Annotated in this window: 20 protein-coding genes and 2 pseudogenes; 9 read left to right on the top strand and 13 right to left on the bottom strand. The window is 67.2% G+C overall.

What is annotated here, in order from left to right:
* Positions 1-1,696 (top strand): bifunctional metallophosphatase/5'-nucleotidase (locus tag I0C86_RS19705; RefSeq protein WP_196202729.1); only part of this gene is annotated, 1,696 nt, incomplete at its 5' end.
* Positions 1,697-1,961: 265 nt separating this feature from the next.
* Here the strand turns inward: I0C86_RS19705 and I0C86_RS19700 are convergent.
* The 6 genes and pseudogenes from I0C86_RS19700 to I0C86_RS19675 form a co-directional block, all read right to left on the bottom strand.
* Positions 1,962-2,238, bottom strand: a pseudogene (locus I0C86_RS19700) (vitamin K epoxide reductase family protein); the annotation flags it as partial.
* A gap of 212 nt (positions 2,239-2,450) precedes the next feature.
* Positions 2,451-2,705 (bottom strand): hypothetical protein, encoded by a 255-nt coding sequence (locus tag I0C86_RS19695; protein WP_196202727.1) that lies wholly within the window; start codon positions 2,703-2,705, stop codon positions 2,451-2,453.
* 32 nt (positions 2,706-2,737) lie between these two features.
* Positions 2,738-3,292: a hypothetical protein gene (locus I0C86_RS19690; RefSeq protein ID WP_196202726.1), complete on the bottom strand. Its 555-nt coding sequence runs from the start codon at positions 3,290-3,292 to the stop codon at positions 2,738-2,740.
* On the bottom strand, positions 3,279-4,676 hold the full coding sequence (locus I0C86_RS19685) for a hypothetical protein (RefSeq protein WP_196202725.1): 1,398 nt from the start codon (positions 4,674-4,676) through the stop codon (positions 3,279-3,281). Before I0C86_RS19685 ends, I0C86_RS19690 begins: the two co-directional genes overlap by 14 nt.
* Complete coding sequence (locus I0C86_RS19680) at positions 4,673-4,960, bottom strand: hypothetical protein (RefSeq protein WP_196202724.1); 288 nt, start codon at positions 4,958-4,960, stop codon at positions 4,673-4,675. The genes I0C86_RS19685 and I0C86_RS19680 overlap by 4 nt, the downstream gene beginning before the upstream one ends.
* A 636-nt stretch (positions 4,961-5,596) precedes the next feature.
* Positions 5,597-6,481: a LysR family transcriptional regulator gene (locus I0C86_RS19675; RefSeq protein ID WP_230394435.1), complete on the bottom strand. Its 885-nt coding sequence runs from the start codon at positions 6,479-6,481 to the stop codon at positions 5,597-5,599.
* 70 nt (positions 6,482-6,551) lie between these two features.
* Here I0C86_RS19675 and I0C86_RS19670 point away from each other — a divergent pair, with 70 nt between their 5' ends.
* Positions 6,552-7,430 (top strand): NAD(P)H-binding protein, encoded by an 879-nt coding sequence (locus I0C86_RS19670; RefSeq protein WP_196202723.1) that lies wholly within the window; start codon positions 6,552-6,554, stop codon positions 7,428-7,430.
* Between the two features lie 575 nt (positions 7,431-8,005).
* On the opposite strand, the gene I0C86_RS19665 is transcribed toward I0C86_RS19670, so the two are convergent.
* Positions 8,006-8,629: a TetR/AcrR family transcriptional regulator gene (locus I0C86_RS19665; protein WP_196202722.1), complete on the bottom strand. Its 624-nt coding sequence runs from the start codon at positions 8,627-8,629 to the stop codon at positions 8,006-8,008.
* A 71-nt stretch (positions 8,630-8,700) separates the two neighbouring features.
* Here I0C86_RS19665 and I0C86_RS19660 point away from each other — a divergent pair, with 71 nt between their 5' ends.
* Entirely contained in the window at positions 8,701-9,348 is a 648-nt protein-coding gene (locus I0C86_RS19660) for an O-methyltransferase (RefSeq protein WP_196202721.1), read from the top strand.
* A gap of 74 nt (positions 9,349-9,422) precedes the next feature.
* Here I0C86_RS19660 and I0C86_RS19655 read toward each other — a convergent pair whose 3' ends face one another.
* Positions 9,423-10,433, bottom strand: a complete 1,011-nt coding sequence (locus I0C86_RS19655) for a hypothetical protein (protein WP_196202720.1) — start codon at positions 10,431-10,433, stop codon at positions 9,423-9,425.
* Positions 10,430-11,014 carry a PadR family transcriptional regulator gene (locus I0C86_RS19650; protein WP_196202719.1) on the bottom strand — a complete coding sequence of 195 codons (585 nt, stop codon included), beginning with the start codon at positions 11,012-11,014 and terminating at the stop codon, positions 10,430-10,432. The genes I0C86_RS19655 and I0C86_RS19650 overlap by 4 nt, the downstream gene beginning before the upstream one ends.
* 440 nt (positions 11,015-11,454) lie before the next feature.
* Between I0C86_RS19650 and I0C86_RS19645 the strand changes: the two genes are divergently transcribed.
* Both I0C86_RS19645 and I0C86_RS19640 read left to right on the top strand, forming a co-directional pair.
* A complete protein-coding gene (locus I0C86_RS19645) occupies positions 11,455-11,655 on the top strand; it encodes a hypothetical protein (protein WP_196202718.1) in 201 nt (66 codons plus the stop codon).
* Positions 11,656-12,079: 424 nt separating this feature from the next.
* Positions 12,080-12,646 carry a hypothetical protein gene (locus I0C86_RS19640; RefSeq protein WP_323373733.1) on the top strand — a complete coding sequence of 189 codons (567 nt, stop codon included), beginning with the start codon at positions 12,080-12,082 and terminating at the stop codon, positions 12,644-12,646.
* A 288-nt stretch (positions 12,647-12,934) separates the two neighbouring features.
* Here the strand turns inward: I0C86_RS19640 and I0C86_RS19635 are convergent, their stop codons facing one another.
* Both I0C86_RS19635 and I0C86_RS19630 read right to left on the bottom strand, forming a co-directional pair.
* The gene (locus tag I0C86_RS19635) at positions 12,935-13,375 is read right to left on the bottom strand and encodes a transposase (RefSeq protein ID WP_196202716.1); all 441 of its coding nucleotides are present in this window, start codon (positions 13,373-13,375) and stop codon (positions 12,935-12,937) included.
* A 116-nt stretch (positions 13,376-13,491) separates the two neighbouring features.
* Positions 13,492-14,112 (bottom strand): L-threonylcarbamoyladenylate synthase, encoded by a 621-nt coding sequence (locus I0C86_RS19630; protein ID WP_196202715.1) that lies wholly within the window; start codon positions 14,110-14,112, stop codon positions 13,492-13,494.
* Positions 14,113-14,605: 493 nt separating this feature from the next.
* On the opposite strand from I0C86_RS19630, the gene I0C86_RS19625 reads away from it, so the two are divergent.
* The 3 genes from I0C86_RS19625 (at position 14,606) to I0C86_RS19615 (ending at position 16,253) form a co-directional block, all read left to right on the top strand.
* Positions 14,606-15,385, top strand: a complete 780-nt coding sequence (locus I0C86_RS19625) for an ArsR/SmtB family transcription factor (protein ID WP_196202714.1) — start codon at positions 14,606-14,608, stop codon at positions 15,383-15,385.
* Positions 15,386-15,400: 15 nt separating this feature from the next.
* The gene (locus I0C86_RS19620; RefSeq protein ID WP_230394434.1) at positions 15,401-15,841 is read left to right on the top strand and encodes a hypothetical protein; all 441 of its coding nucleotides are present in this window, start codon (positions 15,401-15,403) and stop codon (positions 15,839-15,841) included.
* A 256-nt stretch (positions 15,842-16,097) separates the two neighbouring features.
* On the top strand, positions 16,098-16,253 hold the full coding sequence (locus I0C86_RS19615; RefSeq protein ID WP_196202713.1) for a hypothetical protein: 156 nt from the start codon (positions 16,098-16,100) through the stop codon (positions 16,251-16,253).
* Between the two features lie 211 nt (positions 16,254-16,464).
* Here the strand turns inward: I0C86_RS19615 and I0C86_RS19610 are convergent, their stop codons facing one another.
* Together I0C86_RS19610 and I0C86_RS19605 are read right to left on the bottom strand one after the other, a co-directional pair.
* On the bottom strand, positions 16,465-16,785 hold the full coding sequence (locus tag I0C86_RS19610; RefSeq protein WP_196202712.1) for a hypothetical protein: 321 nt from the start codon (positions 16,783-16,785) through the stop codon (positions 16,465-16,467).
* Between the two features lie 221 nt (positions 16,786-17,006).
* Positions 17,007-17,210: a hypothetical protein gene (locus tag I0C86_RS19605; protein WP_196202711.1), complete on the bottom strand. Its 204-nt coding sequence runs from the start codon at positions 17,208-17,210 to the stop codon at positions 17,007-17,009.
* Between the two features lie 99 nt (positions 17,211-17,309).
* Between I0C86_RS19605 and I0C86_RS19600 the strand changes: the two are divergent.
* Positions 17,310-17,497: pseudogene (locus I0C86_RS19600) on the top strand (PHB depolymerase family esterase); the annotation flags it as partial.

The raw sequence follows: 17,497 nt of genomic DNA, 5'->3' as shown, positions 1-17,497 counted from the left end.
GGGTACCCCGGTCCCGGTGCAACTGTTGTCCATCACGGACCTGCACGGTTACTTCGGCGACTACACCACCACCGTGCCCGGTGCCCGGGCGGGCGAGCCGGCCCGCCAGGTCGGCGGCGGCGCCTACCTGACGGCACACCTCAAGCAGCGCCAGGCCGGCCAGCAGAACTCGATCCTCTTCTCCGCCGGGGACGACTTCAGCGGTTGGCCGAACGAGACCGGGTGGTTCTGGAACGAGCCGACCATCGAATACCTGAACTCGATCGGGTTGGACTTCTCCACGGTCGGCAACCACGAGATGGACCGGGGCTACGAGTTCCTCCGGCACATGGACGACGGCACCTGCCGGTGGCGGCCCGACAACGACGTCTGCTTCACCGACTCCACCGGCCGGCGGTTCCACGGCGCGGACTACGACTACTATTCCGGCAGCCTGGTGGACGACCGCAGTGGCAAGCCGAAGCTGCCGCCGTACCACGTGGAGTACGTCAGCGACGGGCGCGGCGGCAGGCTGCCGGTCGGCTTCGTGCACGCCACCACCAAGCTGATGTCCGAGGAGCAGATGTCCTACACCCCGAAGGGGTTCGACTTCCTCGACGAGGCCGACACGGTCAACAAGTACGCGGAGGTGCTGCGCCGACAGGGCGTACGCGCCATCGTGGCGGTCATTCACGAGGGCTTCTCCCAGGAGTCCGCTGCTGGGTACGACGAGTGCGTCAACCCGTTCGGCCCGATGGTCGACGCCAACGCCCGGATTACCCCGGACGTCGACGCGATCGTCACCGGGCACTGGCACGCCCTGGTGAACTGCATGCTTCCCGACCCGGCCGGCAACCCGCGCCCCGTGGTGGAGGCGGCCAACCACGGCCGACTGTTCAACGAGATCAACCTCCAGCTCGACCCGCGTACCGGCGAGGTTCTGCGGGACCGGACGACCTCGGTCAACCACGCCAACACCCAGGACGTGACCCCGGACCCCGAGACGCTGCGGATCGCCGGCTACTGGCGGGCGGAGCTGGCGAAGCGGTCGAACCTGCCGGTCGCGCGGGTGACCGCCGACCTGACCCGTGCCCCCGGCGACAGCGCCGAGTCGACCATGTACAACGTCACCGCCGATGCGTTCCTCTGGGCCGCGAACCGGGACGGCAAGGCAGACCTGGCGGTCGCGATGCCCGGCATCTTGCGCCGGGACGTCCGGTACGCCGCTGACCCGGCGAACCCGGCCGATGCTCCGGGCCGGGTGCTCTTCTCCGAGCTCGTGCTGGGCACCGTCTACGACAGCGGCATCGGGGTGGGGCTGGTCCGGGGCGACCTGACCGGCGCTCAGCTCGACCAACTGCTGGAGAGTCAGTGGCAGCAGGCGGCGGACGGCACGGTGACGTATCGGCAGATGGCGGTGTCGGACAACGTCCGGTACCGCTACGACCCGTCCAGGCCGGTCGGCGACCGGGTCGACCCCGGCAGCGTGCGGATCGGCGGGAAGCCGCTGAGACTCAAGTCGACGTACCGGATCGCGACTCTGGCGAACAACTTCTTCGCCAAGAACGCCACGCCCGGCTTCACCGCGCTGTTCGAGGCGCGGAGGCAGGACCGCAGCCTGTACAACGGCGGTGACGCCCTGTGGCGGTACCTGGAGAAGGCGTCCCCGCTCCACCCGCCCGCGCTGGACCGGGCGACCCTGGCGCCGTCCCGCTGAGGCGGGTCGGCGACGACGGACCGGCCCGGGTGGCTGCGGCCAGGCGCCGCCCGCACCCGGGCCCGGTTCAGCTCCGCCCGCAAGTTCAGCTCCGCCCGCAAGTTCAGCTCCGCCCGCAAGTTCAGCTCCGCCCGCAAGTTCAGCTCCGCCCGTAAGTTCAGCTCCGCTCGGGTACGGCCGTCTCGCTGGGCCGGCGAGTCGTCCGGCGCGACCGTCGGGAGCCGGCGACGCGGGCGAGGCTGGGCCGCGTGGCCGGCGTCCACGGTTACAGCAAGGTGCGCCAGTAGGCCCAGAATGCCTCGCCGACGAGCAGGGTCAGGATGAGCAGCCACGCCACCGGGATCGCCGTGTGTAGCCGGGTGACCGCGGTGACCGTCGGACGCCAGTACGCCGGAACGGGAAGGTCGCCCCGGTCGAGGTTGTACAACGTGGTGTAGCTGAACACGATGATCGTGACCACCCATCACCACGCAGTACGGGCACAACGCGCCGATCCGGTAGAGGCTCTGCGCGAAGAGCCAGTGCACCAACCCGGTGCCGAACGGTCACGATGAACCTCTTGCGGCCGTTGCTTTCTTGCCGGCGTCGTAGCCACGGCCGGCGGCCACCTGGGCGCGGGCAGCGTGGCCAGAACCGGGTTTACGAGCAGCACAGGCCACCGCGTGATCGTCTGTGAGCTGCTCCGGGAGCACCATTTGCTGACTGCCGTGCGCGGCAGAGGAAGCCGTCGAGCGCCGGGTAGATCGAGCCGCCGTCAATTGCTGCGTCGTCGCATTGATTGGTACAGCAGCCACAGCGCGAGCGCGACCGGTGTCAGGACCGCCGAGAACAGGATTCCTGCGAACGCTCCGTAGCCGTGCGGATCGGAGGACAATCCGATGGCGCTGAGCACCGCCTCGCCCATGAGCAGCACGATCACGATGGCGATGCAGGCAAACGCGCCGAGCACGAGGCGCCGGAGCGCTGTCCCTGGAAAACCTGTACGGGAAGGGCCATCTGGCGTGTCCATGTCTGGCTCCACAGGGGTGGATCGTGCCGGCATCAATTCGGGTCGGGAGTGCAGACTGTCAGGAACGAATTCTGGTTCTCGCGTTGAACATCCGAGGCGTCCATCCAGCCGCGCTGGCCGAACAGGTAGCTACCGGACGGGTGCTTGGCCGATTCGCGCAGCACCTGGGCGATGTCGACCCTCGCACCGAACGCCTTCGGGCCGTCTACGGAGAAGTTGATCGAGTGTGCCTTCGTCCAGTCGTAGTCCGCGGGCAGCGGTTTTTGGACTTGGAGAGGTTCACTGGTGTTCGGGGAGGATCCCCCGCCGGTAGTGAGCAGGTCCATGCGCTCCACCGTCACTCCTGGCTGCGGTGCGGTCCACACCTGCTCCGTACTTCCCCGGGTACCGGTGTCGAAAATCAACGTCAGGCGGATGACGCCAGAGCACGGGGTTCCCGTCCATAGTTTCAGGACGCCGTCGGCGACGCGGAACCCGGCCGCTGGCGGCAGCGACGGCTCGAATTGCGACCTGGTGTCACACGCCGCGATCACCGTCGCCACCAGCAGGGCAGCGCAGGCGACGCGTACGCGTCTAATATCCACCATCGGAAAGTCCCGCGTCTTCCTCGGTCTCGTTGCCGCCGGTGACCTGTTCCCACCCATAGGAGGCGAGGAAGCCCGTGTAGCCTTCCCGCGCCCATTGCTGGGAGTGGCGCTCCTCGTGGTGCAGCAGCCGGTCGGTGTCGAGAGCACCCTGGGATGGGCCGTTGTCGTCTTCGTACCACGAGTGGCCCGACGTCACCACCTGTCGCAACTGTTGCGCCGGATCTTCCGCGTCGTCGATGTTCAGCATGAACGTGTCGCCCCATGTCGTTCCGCCGCGCTGGCTGAACTGGTCCTGGATGAGGTTCCCGCCCAAGCCCATCATCATGCCGTTCGGGGTGGTCACCAACCGCCCACCGTTGCCGTGTACGAATCCCACATCATCGTCGTAGCTCCAGGAATTATCCTGTTGCCGTTCGGTAATTCGTCGCAGTTCCTCGGATCCGTACGGCGTCGGTGCGAAGTCGGTCTTTTCGCCTTCGGTGCCGTAGTCGGTGCCCGCGTTCAGGAGGTAGGTCATCCGCACCGCCTTGGCCGCATCATCCCCGCTGATGTCCGTCGGCAACAGGAAGTACGACTTGAAGATCCCGTCGCCGTCCTCGTCCTCGCGGATCTCTTCCAACCCGTCGAGGACCTTGAAGTCCTCCGGGGTGATGTGGTGTTCGGCGACGATCTTCTTGAGGGTGTCGATCGACACGCCTCGACGCACGGCGTTCTCCAGCCACTGCCGGTAGTGGCCAGAGACGGGTGGCCCGGTCAGCAGCCCGGCGTCGCGCAGCGACTGCTCCATATCGACCACCTTGGCGTCGATATCCCCGCCCTTGTCGGCGCCTGCCAGGGTGGTCGCGTCGTGGTCACTGATCTTGCGGTCCTGCGCGAGTTGCATCACCCGGGCGAGGGTGGTGTCGATGTTGTTCGCCGTGGTGAGGATCGCCGTGGTTTCCCGCTCCAACTGCTGCCTGATGGTTTCGCGGTACCGTTGGGCCTCGGCGCGGTCTTCGGCCTCGAACCGCGATGTCGGCGGGGGGTCGGCGGGCTTGTTGTCCACGATCGCGCCGTCAGTGGCGATGCGGAACTGGTAGGTGTTGGCGAGGGAGTCGTTGTTGGCGACCCGGTTCTTCAGGGTGTGCACGTCGTCCGCCGCGTTCTGCAGGGCTCGTTCGACGGCGGCCAGCTCCGCGACCAGGATCTCGGCGTTGTTCCGCGTTTTTCCCAGCGAATTGCGTGCTTGCTCGCCCGCGATGCCGTGCCAGTCGGGCAATTTCCTGGCGTCGTCGAGCTCGTCCTGCAGCCCGATGAGTTTGTACTTCCGTCCATGCAGGTCGGTGGCCGACGTATCGACTGTCTTAGCGTCCCATTTGCGGACGTCGTCGTAGCTGACAGTCATTTCCCGAAAGCCTTTTTGGCGGAGTCATCACTTTCGGAGTATTTCTTCGCGGCCGACGTGACCGATCCGCTCCATCGGTCGATCTCGTCTGCCCATCCCTTCGCACGCCCATTGAACGTCGAAGCCAGAGTGGGCGCGCTCGATGCCGCGATTCCACCTGGCAATGCTGTCGCGATCGCATCCAAACCGGCACCCGGGTTCACCGCCCTGGCCTGGTCCGCAGCAGATCCCGCTGCCTTGGCCGCGCTCCGCAGTTTATCGATCTGGACCTCGAATCCGCTCACAGTCCGTGGCCACCACCCTCTGAGTCGGTCATCAGCCGACACGGTACTAAAAGGTGGCAAGCATGGGTAGATCTCGATTCCGTCATCCGGCTGGCATCGCCGTACATCCTGGAGCCGGCGCACGCACGTACCGCTGGATGTCGACGCGCGCGGCCGCCCGATCAGGAGCGACAGCACCGGGACCGTAATCGGGAGAGGTATTCCTGCCTCGCGTTGCGTCACGGTCACAGCCAGTGCCAGCACCGGCTGGGCGGCAGATTCGGATGTGGTGTCGTCGCGTTCTCGGCGGACCGAGCGACGACGCGGTGGACGCGGGTCGGTGCCTGGAGTGCGGCCTTGTACAGGCTTGTGCGGTCAGGCTGGTGGATCATCTCGATAGAGATGCTCGACACACCACCACCCCGGGCGGCATGTTCAACTTCCACGTGCAGCTCACCCGCACCCAGCCCTGAGGCGGACCCGAGCCACTACAACGAGGTCAGCACGCGGCCGTCGATGACCAAGTCGTACCTCCGAGCTCCGGAACGCGAGGGCAGTGCCAGCCACGATCGTCGTTAGCGCCAATTGGGCGTGATTCCTACTCAGCCGACACCTACGCCCGAGATCGGGGTGGTGCCGGGCGCGTGGTCACGTGGCCTACTCGACGTCAGCCATCCCGCTGCTGTTGCGGCCGACCGAGACAGCCGTGGCGACGCGCACGAACGCGGCGACGGCGAGCGACTGCGAGCTCTGCGGCCACGCCACCGCGAAGGCGGCCTCCGGCGCGTCGTCAACCGAGCGCCAGGTCAGCTGTGGCCGGGCGTTACGCTCGGCGAGCGAAACGGGGAACAGCGCGAGCATCCGCCCGAGCTCGATCTGGCGGAGCATCTGCACCATGTCCCCGAACTGGGGCCGCTGCGCCCCGTGCCGGACGTAGACGTGGGAGCCGGTACCGACCTGCTGGTGCCCCGCCTCGATGTCGGCCAGCCGCAGCCGGGGCCGCTCGGCGAGCGGATGCCCGGTCGGCAACGCCAGCACCTGCGGCTCGCTCAGCAGCGGCTCGGCGTCCAGCCCATCGGAGTCGAACGGCTCGACGACGATCGCGACGTCGGCCTCGCCCGAGCGCAGCAGCCCCGGCTGTTCACGCCAGCCGGTGAAGACGACCTCGATCGGTACGGCGGCGTGCTCGGCGCGGTACGCCGCGAGCACGTCCTCGAGCAGCCCGCCCTCGACGTCGGCCTTCACCGCGAGCACCAGCTTGCCGCCGGCCACCCCCGCCGCCCGCCGGGCACGCTGGGTGGCGGCGTCGAGCGCGACGAGTGCTCCCCGCGCGTCCGTGAGCAGCGCCGTGCCCGTTTCGGTAAGGGTGACGCGGCGGGTGGAGCGCTCGAGCAACCGCACGCCGAGCTCCGCCTCGAGACCGGAGATCGCGCGCGACAGGGCCGGTGAGGCGATCCCGACCCGCTCCGCGGCTCGCGTAAAGCTGAGCTCCTCGGCGACGGCCACGAAGTAGCGCAGCGGCCGGGACTCCACAGGATTCATGCCTCAAGGGTAATGATCGCGCCCGAACCGGTCCTTCTCCTTGCCCAGGTCCCGCGTGACCATTGGAGTCATGATCGTCATCACCACTCCCACCGGCACGATCGGTGCCGCCGTCGCCGAGTACCTCCGTGCCGCCGGGGCGCCGCTGCGCCTCATCGCCCGTAACCCCTCCGGCCTGCCCGAGACCCTGCGCGAGCACGCCGACGTAGTCGCCGGTTCCCACGCCGGTCCCGCCGTGCTCAAGGCTGCGCTGACGGGCGCGGATGCGCTGTTCGTGCTCGTGCCTCCGGACTTCAGGGCTCCCGACGTGACCGGGCACTACCTCGGCTTTGCGCGGCCGGTCGCGGATGCCGTCCGCGCTTACGGCGTACCCCGCCTCGTCGCCGTCTCCTCGCTCGGCCGGGGCTTCCCGGGTCCGGCCGGGCTGCTTTCCGCAGCGTGGGCGATGGACGAGGTACTCGAGTCGAGCGGCGCCGCCTACCGCTCGCTCCAGCCATCGTTCTTCATGGAGAACCTGCTGCACCAGGTCGAGCTGATCCGGGATCAGGGGATGTTCGTGCTCGCCGCCGACCCCGACACGCCGCTCGCAGCGGTGGCCACCACCGACATCGCCCGCACGGCCGCCGGGCTCCTCGCCGACCCGAACTGGAGCGGCCAGGAGGACGTGCCAGTCCGCGAGCCTGTCGACCACACCCCGCGCGAGATGGCGCAGATCATGTCCGAGACACTCGGGCAGCCGGTCGCCTACCACCAGGCCACGCTCGCCGACTACCGCGTCCAGTACACGTCGTTCGGGGCGAGCCCGGCGATCGTCGACGCCATGGTCGAAATGGCCGAGGCGCAGGCGGCCGGCGTCTACCCGCCCGCGAGCGCGGGAGGCGCGGGTACCACATTCCGCGACTGGTGCAAGTCGGTGCTCGCGCCGGCCGTCGCGCGACCGGCGGGGTGAGCGGCCCTCGATTGGCCCGTCCCGCCCAGGAGATCTCGTGTGGCAACACCGCGCCCGCGACAGGATCGGTCACGGCTGCACGTAACCGCCCGACGTCAAGGCGCTCGCCCGGCCCAAGGCCGCGACACGGTCGAATGGTCGCCGCGACAGCGGCCCGGTCGTACGCGGACAAGAACATTCGTGCTGGTCAGAGGGTTGCGGATCGTTCCTTGACACAGCTGCGCGCAACGGGGCTGAACGGACCTCAACCGCTGTCTATCGTTCCTGGGAGAGCGAGGTGCGGGGAAGTGGTTGGTAACGGGCGGCTGGCCTGCTGAACGTTCAAGGCGCTGGCCAGACGCGATCCGGCGACCTGACACCTTCCGCAACTCGGAAGGGTCACCGCCCGGCATGCGTCCGGGTGCTGGTCTCTTCCCAAATGGGAAGGGTCCTCGGGATCCTGGTCTCCGGAGGACGGCCAAGGGGCCTTGGGCTGCGACGACCAGCTCCGATCAATTGGAATGCGGCACACTCAATTCGGCTGCTGCCTCTGGACCGGGCTCCTGCGTCCTGTTCGGGGCCCGCACCGAAGTCGCTCAGACGTCGGTGTGTGCTGGCGAGAGCTGTGTGAGGACGGCGTCGACGAGCGTGTCGGTGAACTTTGGGGATGCGGTCTGGCCGCTGACAAGGACGCGGTAGTAGATGGGCCCGACGATCTGGTCGACGGCAAGGTCGATGTCGGTGTTGGCGTTGAGGGCGCCGCGGGCGACTGCGCGTTCGAAGGGGAGCCGGTCGTAGCTGCGTTGCTTGCCGAGGTGCTCGAAGCGCAACCGGGCGGCGAGTGCAGGGTCGTGCTGGGCTTGGGCGGTGAGAGCGCGGAAGACCGCGCCGGCGTCGGACTCGGTCAGGAAGCGGGCGATTTTGCGGGCGTGGGTACGCAGGTCCTGTCGAAGGTCTGCCGTGTCCGACGGGATGAGGGCTTCAGCGGCGTCTTGGACGAAGGCGTCCATGAGGATGTCGTTTTTCGATGACCACCAGCGGTAGATCGTCTGCTTGGCCACTCCCGCGCGTTCGGCGATCCCCTCGATGGTGAGTCGCGGGTATCCGACCTCTACGAGCAGGTCGTCGGCGGCTTCCAGCACGCTCTGACGGGCTTCTTCACTGCGGCCGTGCCTGTTCCCGCGGTGTCTACCTGCGGTGCCGCTGGCGTCAGCGCCCATATGTCCGTTCCCTTCGACCGGGCGACCTTAGCACCTTGTCTAGACGCAACGGTGCGTCTACCGTAGCGCTGATGAACACGTTGAGAACGACTGACACGGCCGCCGTTCTTGATCGGCTGTTCGCGGCCGCCGACCTCGAAGAGGTGAACCCCGCGCCGTGGCCGCTGGACACGCCCTTCGCCGACGCCTCGGCAAAACAGCGCGCCGATGCGCTGGCCGGGGAGTACATGCCGATCTCCAGGTCGGGCGGTCAACTGCTCTACGCGCTCGTACGCCACGGCCGCCCCGAGACGATCGTCGAGTTCGGCACCTCCTATGCCACCTCCACGATCCACCTGGCCGCTGCGGTCGCCGACAACGGTATGGGGCACGTATGGACGACCGAGCTCAGCCAGGCGAAGGTCGACGCCGCGCGCGGGAACCTGGAGCAGGCCGGCGTAGCCCAGTACGTGACGGTCCTGGCGGGCGACGCTCTCGAGACTCTCGCCGAGGTCCGCGGACCTATCGGCCTGCTGCTACTCGACGGCTGGAAAGACCTCTGTCTGCCCGTGCTGCGGCTGCTCGAAGACCGCCTTGCCCCGGCCGCCCTCATCGTCGCCGACGACACCACCTTCGCGAACATGGCCGACTATCTCGCCTACGTCCGCAATCCCGCACACGGATACGTCACCATCGCGTTCCCCGTGGAGGACGGCATGGAAATCAGCTGCCGAACCTGACGCTGCCTCAGGAGCAGGGCAAGGTGGGCCGACAGTTGACGTCGGCCCACCTTGCCGCAGTCTGAATGCCGCGCTCAGGGTTGTCTGATCGCGGGAGGCTGGCCAGTGCCGTGGACGATGTCGCGGTAGAGGGTGAGAGCGGGCTTGGGTCGGTAGGTGTCGGTGACGATTCCCAGTGTCCCGGTGGGTTCCGTGGAACCGCTGTCGGCGTCCCTGAGGCTGAACAGCTCGTAATGGGTGATGTTCACAGAGTCCTGTTCGGTGAGGATGACGCTGAGCATGTCCGACAGTGAGTCGCACTGTGCCTGCTCGGTGCGGGGTGACCCGCTCGGGGTGCCGTTCTCCACGATGTGGATGGGTGTACTGGGCGGGATGTGCGCGCGGAGCAGCGACCCGTCCCGCAAGTGGTGCAGGGCGTGGGTGGTGAGGGATGCGGTGTCTCCCGGGTTGCCCCGCGGGGCGACGGGGGAGAAAGCGTCGGGGTACAGGCCCAGGCCGACGTAGTCGACGTGGGTCGCGAAGTCCTGGTACGGGATTGAGGCAAGGTACGACCAGAATTGATCGTCGCCGCCCAACCATTCCGGTGGTTCGGCGACGGAGAAGCCGATTCGCACGTGCTGGAGACCCCGCCGGTCCAGTGCGGCGCGTGCGTGTGGGATGCCGAGGGTCAGGGCTTCGAGGACGCCGGGGGCGCTGCCGTCGATGAGCGGGATGGGGAAGTTCGGCTCAAGCGTCACCTGGAGGTACCGCGTCAGGTGACCGTAGCGGTCGATGGCGGTATCGAGGAAGGTCAGCCATCCGGAGACGTCGGCGGCCCGGGGGATGTAGCTGACCACGAGGTCCAGCTCGCGGTTTCCCTCGACGTACCACCCGTCGGGCATCGTGAGGTGTGCGAGTTCGTGTTCGGCGCCGAGCGAGGTGACCACGTCCGGCGGCGTCGCGTCGCCGAAGAAGTGCACGTACTCGCGGATGACGAAGGGGCGACCGCCCGAGAGGTCGTCGACGAGGTGGCGGATCGCGGCGACATCGGGTGGGTGGGAGCAGACAGTGCCGGCCCGCCCGCCCGGATAGATACCGAACTTCACGCTTCTGCACTCCCATCGGGGTCGGTTCGTTGGGTCGGCCAGTCAATCTCGTGTGACCGGATCCGGCGCACCAGAGTCCTGATCCAGGTGGTTTCGGCGGCGACGATGGTGCGCCAGTAGGCGACTTCGAGCATGTGCACTTCGAGTACGTCGCCGTCGGGTAGCTCCGAAAGGACGGCCAGCTCTTGGTCGAGTTGGTCGGCTCGATCAAGCAGGATGGACGCCGCCTGGTCGATCGGAAGGACTCCGACGTAGGCGACCGCCATGACGAAGTCCACGGACGCGGCTTGGGTGTCGCGCACCCCAGCCTCGATCTTGAGGCGGAAGTCGGCCAGACCTGCGGCGGTCAACTCGTAGGCCGTACGTGGTGGCCGGTTGCCTACTCGCTCGGGGAGCCGGGAGGAGACCAGGCCTGCCCTCTCGAGCGCCTTCAGCAGGGACGTGATGGTGCTGCGGGTGACCGACAGGTGTCCGTACCGCTCGCGTAGGCGTGTCGTGATGTCGTAGCCATGCGCCGGCTGCTCGACGAGGAGTCCGAGGATCGGCAGTACCAGGCTGTTCCGTGACGCGTTCAGAGGCACCCAGCCAACTTATAGACGTATACGTCTAAGTGCAAGATCCAGCCGAGCGCCCGAGACGATGGCCAAGTCGCGCATTGCTACCGCATCCCGGCTCGACGCCCGCACATCGACATGTCACTGCGCCTCGCCCCGGCTTCGTTCGCGATCGTGGGATGGCGTTGGGGGAGCAGATTGAGAGCACGGCTGTGCTCCCTGTGGCACTGAACAGCGCTCAACGGCCTTGACCTGCATGTATCGTCCCCGCCCGGCCTGTGCCCTCGCGTCACTGCCGGTCAGAGCGTTGCGGTCCGTTCCTTGACACAACCGCGCGCAACGGCGTTGAACGGACTTCAAGTGCTGTCTATCGTTCCTGGCAGAGTGAGGTTCGGGGGAGTGGTTGGTAACGAGCGACTGACCTGCCGAACGTTTCATTGGGACCGGATTTGGGAGCAGGATCTGACATGATCTCTGTCGCCTTCGATCCGGACGATGACCCCGGCGAGCAGCGCGCCGACCGTGTCGACAAGCTCGCCGGCTACGCGATCGGCGGTCTCGCTTCAGCCGCTGGTGAGAGAGCAGCAGAGCCCGTCGGCGGCACGGTGGCCAATGTCGCCTCGGACGCGGTGAGTGGTGCGGCCGACGAGTTCTTTCGGAGCCGCTGACCGGCGCACCCGGTCATTGAGGATCACGGTCTGCGTGGAGCGATCCGTTGGGCTCGTCCTTCGCCCCGCGCAACGGTGCCAGCGGGTCGAGACGGCTGTGGATCTCGCCGCCCGGCACGACGCCCGGTGGATGGTCCTATCCGGGGGATGCGGCCCCGCTCGGTGTGCACGGACGGCAGCAGATGAGCGTGATGTCGCTGTGGACCGGGTCGTCGGGCTTGTGGCATCGGGCGCTGGTGCCTGGACAGGCATGCCGTGCAAAGACCCTCATTCAGTCGATCATGGGGGTGAACGTGGCCGAAAGTTGTCAGCAACCCGGGCGAACAAACGTGGGTGGCGGGCGGACCAACCAGGTGAAAGGTCACCACGACTGAGGGGAACCGTCATGAACCGTTCCGCGATCCCACGTTTCGTTGCCGTCGGTGTGCTGGCCCTGGGGGTGCTCGTCACGGCGGCGGTACCCGCGTCCGCCTCGACCCGCGCTGTGGGCCCGGCGTCCACCGAGCGGGTCGGCCTGACGTCGGCTGGCACTGTTATGGACGGTCCTGCCGGGTCGGTGCTGAGTGTTCGCGGTGCCGGCCCATACCGGATCGGCGCGCGCCTGCAAGGCCTGCAGGAGGCTGGTCTGATCGACTGGGTCGCCCCGCCGCAGGAGTGTGACGTCGTATTCACCGGCGTAACCGGCGATTGGTCCGGAGTACTCATCCTGGCCTTCCGGGCAGGCCGGCTGGTGGAGGTCGGCACCGCCACCGCCCCGCCCCGGTCTCCCGTCGGCGCATCGGTCGGCATGGGTTGGAGCCAGCTTGAGGACGTCTACGGCGGCCGCGGCCGCCTGATCTACAACAACGACGGCGAGCAGGCGTACGTCGTTCGCATCGGTTCCCGAGTCGAGCTGTACACCGGGCACCCGATCCGCGATGGCGTCGGCTACTTCCAAGCCGGACCGGCCAACTTCGTCCTCAAGAATTTCATGGGCGAATCAGTCTGCTGATCAGGACGGGGTGCGGCGGGCCACCACGTCCGCCGCACCCTTGACCGACCGTCCTGGTTCGCGAGCGGGTATATGGATCTGCCACCCTGACGGAGCGACGGCAAGTGTTCTGCGAGCGCCGGAACCTCATGGCGGACCACCCGACAGATGAATGACAACGAGGTGCCTTCGGCACATTGCTGCTTGAGCGCACTGACTCGGAAATGTTCATGAGTGGACAGGCGGCAGCATCGCGGCGTAGCAGCGATGGGTTGTGTTGAGTTGGTGGTGGGCCTGAGCGGTGGGTGGTTATGTGGCGGCGGGTTCGACGCGGGCGCTGAGGGTAACTTGCTGGCCTGTGACGCGTTCCAGTTGGTGGATCAGGTTGTGCTGTAGTCGTTGGTGGTAGCGGGCGGTCGGGTCGGTGAGTAGGTGCCGGACGACGGTGAGGATCGAGTTGCCGGTGGCGACGATGGCGCGGAGTTTGCCTCGGCGTCGGGACAGGCGTCGGTGGCGTTCGCCGAGGCAGGTGTCGCTGCGGGCGAGTACTGCGGTGATCTCGCCGAGCGTGCTGGCCAGCCATGGGTTGCCCTCGCCGGTGGTGGCGGGTTTCGTCTTTCCGGCGGACCGGTTCGCGCGGGGTGCGAACCGGGCCCAGGAGGCGAGATGTGCGGCGGTGGGGAAGACGGTCATGTCCACGCCGAGCTCGGCGATGAGTTCCTGGGCGCAGGTGGCACCGAACCCGGTCACTTCATCGAGTTGCGCGGCCTGGGCCGAAACGGCGTGTCCAGTTCGCACGAGATCGCTTCGGCCGACGCGGGTGCCCGCTGACACCGGGGCCGCCCGGCGATGTGACCTTGATACGGCTACTCGAAGCGCGAAGGGTCTCCGGCCCCTCGGCGCAAGATCTCGGGCTCGGGTTGCGACAGGTCGACCACTGTCGTCGGCTCGCTTCCGCAGTCGCCAGCGTCGACTACCGCGTCAAGGAGGTGGTCCAGTCGTTCCTTGATTTCCCACCCCTGGGTCATCGGCTCCTCCTGGCCGGGCAGGAGGATGGTGCTCGAAAGTATCGGCTCGCCGAGCTCAGCCAGCAGCGCCTGGGCGACCGTGTGCTTGGGAACGCGTACCCCAACCGTGCGTTTCCTGGGATGCAGCAACCGGCGCGGCACCTCTCGGGTAGCCGGCAGGATGAACGTGTAGCTGCCCGGGGTGCACGCCTTGACCAATCGGAACACCGAATTGCTGACCTGGACGAACTGGCCGAGTTGGGCGAAGTCTCGGCATACCAGCGTAAAGTGATGCCGTTCATCGAGGCGGCGGATCTCCCGGATCCGGTCCAACCCAGCCCGGTTACCCAGTTGGCATCCGAAGGCGAAGCACGAATCCGTGGGGTAGGCGATCAGCCCGCCGCCCCGGATCAGATCGACGACCTGCCGGAGCAAACGGGCCTGGGGGTCGTCCGGATGCACATCGTAGTACCTCGCCATACACCCGAGCCTATGCTCTGACCGCGAGGAAGCAGGTGCCACCGCTCCGTGTTCTTGTGGGGCGGCATGTCCAGCGTGGAGTGCAGGATGTTGGACATGGCATCGCCCTCCTGCCAGGTCACGAACCGGTCCCAGGTCGCGGCGCCCTCGGCGGTGTACGAGTAGCGGACGTCGATCTCCCCGTGGCCGCCGGGTGGGCCGCGATGTGGTCGAGCTCGTACGAGGTGAATGACATGTCGGGCATCTTGGATGGCTTCGGCGATCGAACACATACCGCGCACGGGGAGTTGTCGGCACCTGTGAAACCGAAGCTTGAGCAAGATCGGGTGCACTGTTATTCGGCACGGGCGTGCGTTCGGCAGCTGGACAATGGCGTACGGAGAGTGACGGGGCCGGGGGCCGGCGCGCCCGCCCGGCGGCGAACGAGTGCGGATCAGGGCTATGCGAGGGCTGGTGTTGACATTAGGCAGGTAAACACCTGCATAATGAGGGCGTGAGCGAGACGGAGCTGACCTTCAAGGCGCTGGCCGATCCCACGAGGCGGCTTCTGCTCGACCGCCTCCGCGAACGCAACGGCCAGACGTTGGGCGAACTCTGCGAGCACCTGACCATGGCCCGCCAGTCGGCCACCCAACACCTCGACATCCTCGTGCGGGCCAACCTCGTCACCGTCGTGCGGCGAGGGCGGGAGCGCCTGCACTACCTGAACCCGGCACCGATCCACGAGATCGAGCAGCGCTGGATCTCCGGCTTTGACATGCCCCGCCTGCGGGCACTCAGCATGATCAAACACCAAGCAGAGGAGTACGGCATGACATCCGTGCCGACATACGTATACGTCACCTACATCCACGCCACCGCCGAGCAGGTATGGCAGGCACTCACCGACGCCGACCTGACTGCCCGGTACTGGGACCACGCCAACGTTTCCGACTGGCAGCCCGGCTCAGCGTGGGAACACCAGCGCACCGACGGATCGGGCGTGGCCGACGTCGTGGGCAAGGTGCTCACCGCCGAGCCGCCGACACGTCTGGTCATCACCTTTGAGGACAGCCCGAACGAGGAGCGGGAGCCGTCGGTCGTCACGTTCCTCGTCGAACCGCACCAGGACATCGTGCGTCTCACCGTGACGCACGAGAACCTTGCCAACCTCGACATGTTCAACGGCATCTCGAGCGGCTGGCCGGCCGTCCTGTCGAACCTGAAGTCCCTGCTGGAGACCGGCGACGTGCTCCCGCAAGCCCCGTGGAAAATGACCGGCACACACGCCTGAGAGGAATCCGACCTGATGGACACCACCCCCCTCCGGCAGGCCTACGACGCGCTGCTGGCCACCGCTCCGCGAGCCGTACCGCCACCCGACGAGTGGAACACCGAGCAAGTCCTGGCCCACGTCTCCCTTGTCAGCGCGGCCACCATCAGCACCGTTGCCGCAGTCGCCTCGGGGGCGATCTCGACGTACGACAACCGCTTGTCCCAGGACGCGTGGACCCTCGACCGAGTCATCACGCTCGCGAGCGGTGAGGCAGGCCTACGGGAGCGCATCCGCGTGCAGGGGGAGGCCTTGTGCGCCCTCGCCGCATTGCTGAGCGAGGCCGAGCTTGCCACGAAGGTACCGACGCTGCTGTTGTCCAATGGCACGTGCTTGGTTGAACAGCCACTCCTGCTGCGGGACATTCTCGCCGGCCTCGCCGACGTGGAGCTGCCCGGGCACACGAAGCAGCTTTAGGCCGAGAGCAGCTGCGGTGCCGAGACCTCTGCCCGTGACCGGGCGATCTTCGATATCCATGTGCTTTCGTACCGGTACACATCACCTCTGCCGCTGACCGGTCACCAGGTCCGGCGCTGCCGGCACAGCGCCGGACCTTGATCGACCACTGTGGTTCTCCCTCGGATCGGTGCTCTGACCTGACCACCACAACCTTGTACCGTTCGGGTTCGCGCCGACGAGGTAGAAATCCTGGTGTTACGGCATCAGGTCGCGGGTGCTGCGCCGCCACGTCCATCGTCTCGATCTGGAGCCCTCCGACCGGACGGTGCTCATGGTCCAACTTGCGGTGACCTTCACCCGGCCGGGGAGAACCATCCATCCGGATTGCCGTCATGACGACCTCGGCGCGCTGGAGCGATTCGGCGGCTGATCTCACCGTGACCTGTGGTTTGTCACAAATGAACGGCGCGGGCCGATGTTCCTGGCGAAGCCACCTTGGGAGGGAGCGCACCAGATGCGTACCGTCGTTCTCGGCGCCAACGGAGGCACGGGTCGTCGCCTGGTACAGCAGGCGCTGGACGCCGGCATGACGTGCGGGCAGGGCATCCAGGCCGGCAGCCGATCGTCCGGGACGTCGGGTGTCAGGTTGAGCGGTCGGTTCGGGGCACGATCGGGTCGATAGGCTGACGGGGACTGTTCTCGGCCTCGAGCCAGTCGGCGAGGTCGAACCTGCTGCCACACATGCTGCAGGTGGCTCGGCCGAACAGATATGTGAGTCCGTCGGCGAGAGTCGTGTCGCCGCCTGCGGTGGCGACGCCGTGGGCCCACCCACCGATGCCTGTCAATTCTTCGGGCGAGGCGGGATGCAGCGGGACCCGGTGGATGTCGTCGTCGTGGTCGCGGATCGCCGAGTAGTGGCCGTAATCGCGTGGGGGGCGTTGGCCGCCGCCGCCGACGCGCATCGCCCGAGCCGTAGGCGGGTGACCTGCGGGCCACCCGCCCATCGAAACTGTCTCGGCTGCCGGCGCCGGCCTGACCGTATCGCCGACCCGGCCCGGTGATACCTCCCGCAACGCGGTCGTCGACCCGGTGCGATCAATCCGGCGATCAGTGCGAGGGTCGTGCCGCCACCGGCGGCGTGGACGAGGTGGGCGGAGACAGAGTCGTTAGCGAGACAGGCCCGCTACCGCCGGTTCCTCTGCCCGCTGCTGGACGCCAGGGCGAGGTCACGGCGTAGCACCAGCGGTTCCACCGTGTCGGTGCGTAACCCCTCGTACGACGGGTCGTTCGCGGTGTCGGGGTCGACCACCTTCGGCTTCCTCGGCGGCGGCATTCCGTCATCCCCGTCGCTCACCTGTACCGGCCCGTAACCCGGCCGCCTCGTCATGCGGGGTCCACTCCGGTGGCAGGAGACATTAGGCACTTGATTGACGGTCGTCAGGAACATGTCTAAGGTCCCAGATAAATGGATATCGATGGAGGTGCCATGTCACGAACTAGGGCGGCGTTGGTAGCGTCCGCCAGCGCCGTGCTCCTCGCGGTCGGGGGCCTTGTCCTGTCGTCACCGGCGTCCGCCGCGTCACTGGTCGAGGTGAGCAACTTCGGCAACAACCCGGGCGGCATGCGCATGCACATCTACGTGCCGGACAACCGCCCCGCCAACCCGGCGATCGT

It is taken from the genome of Plantactinospora alkalitolerans, assembly GCF_015690345.1.
GTDB lineage: Bacteria > Actinomycetota > Actinomycetes > Mycobacteriales > Micromonosporaceae > Plantactinospora > Plantactinospora alkalitolerans.
Note: the sequence above shows the minus strand (reverse complement) of the source record. Positions and strands in the feature narration are given on the sequence as shown.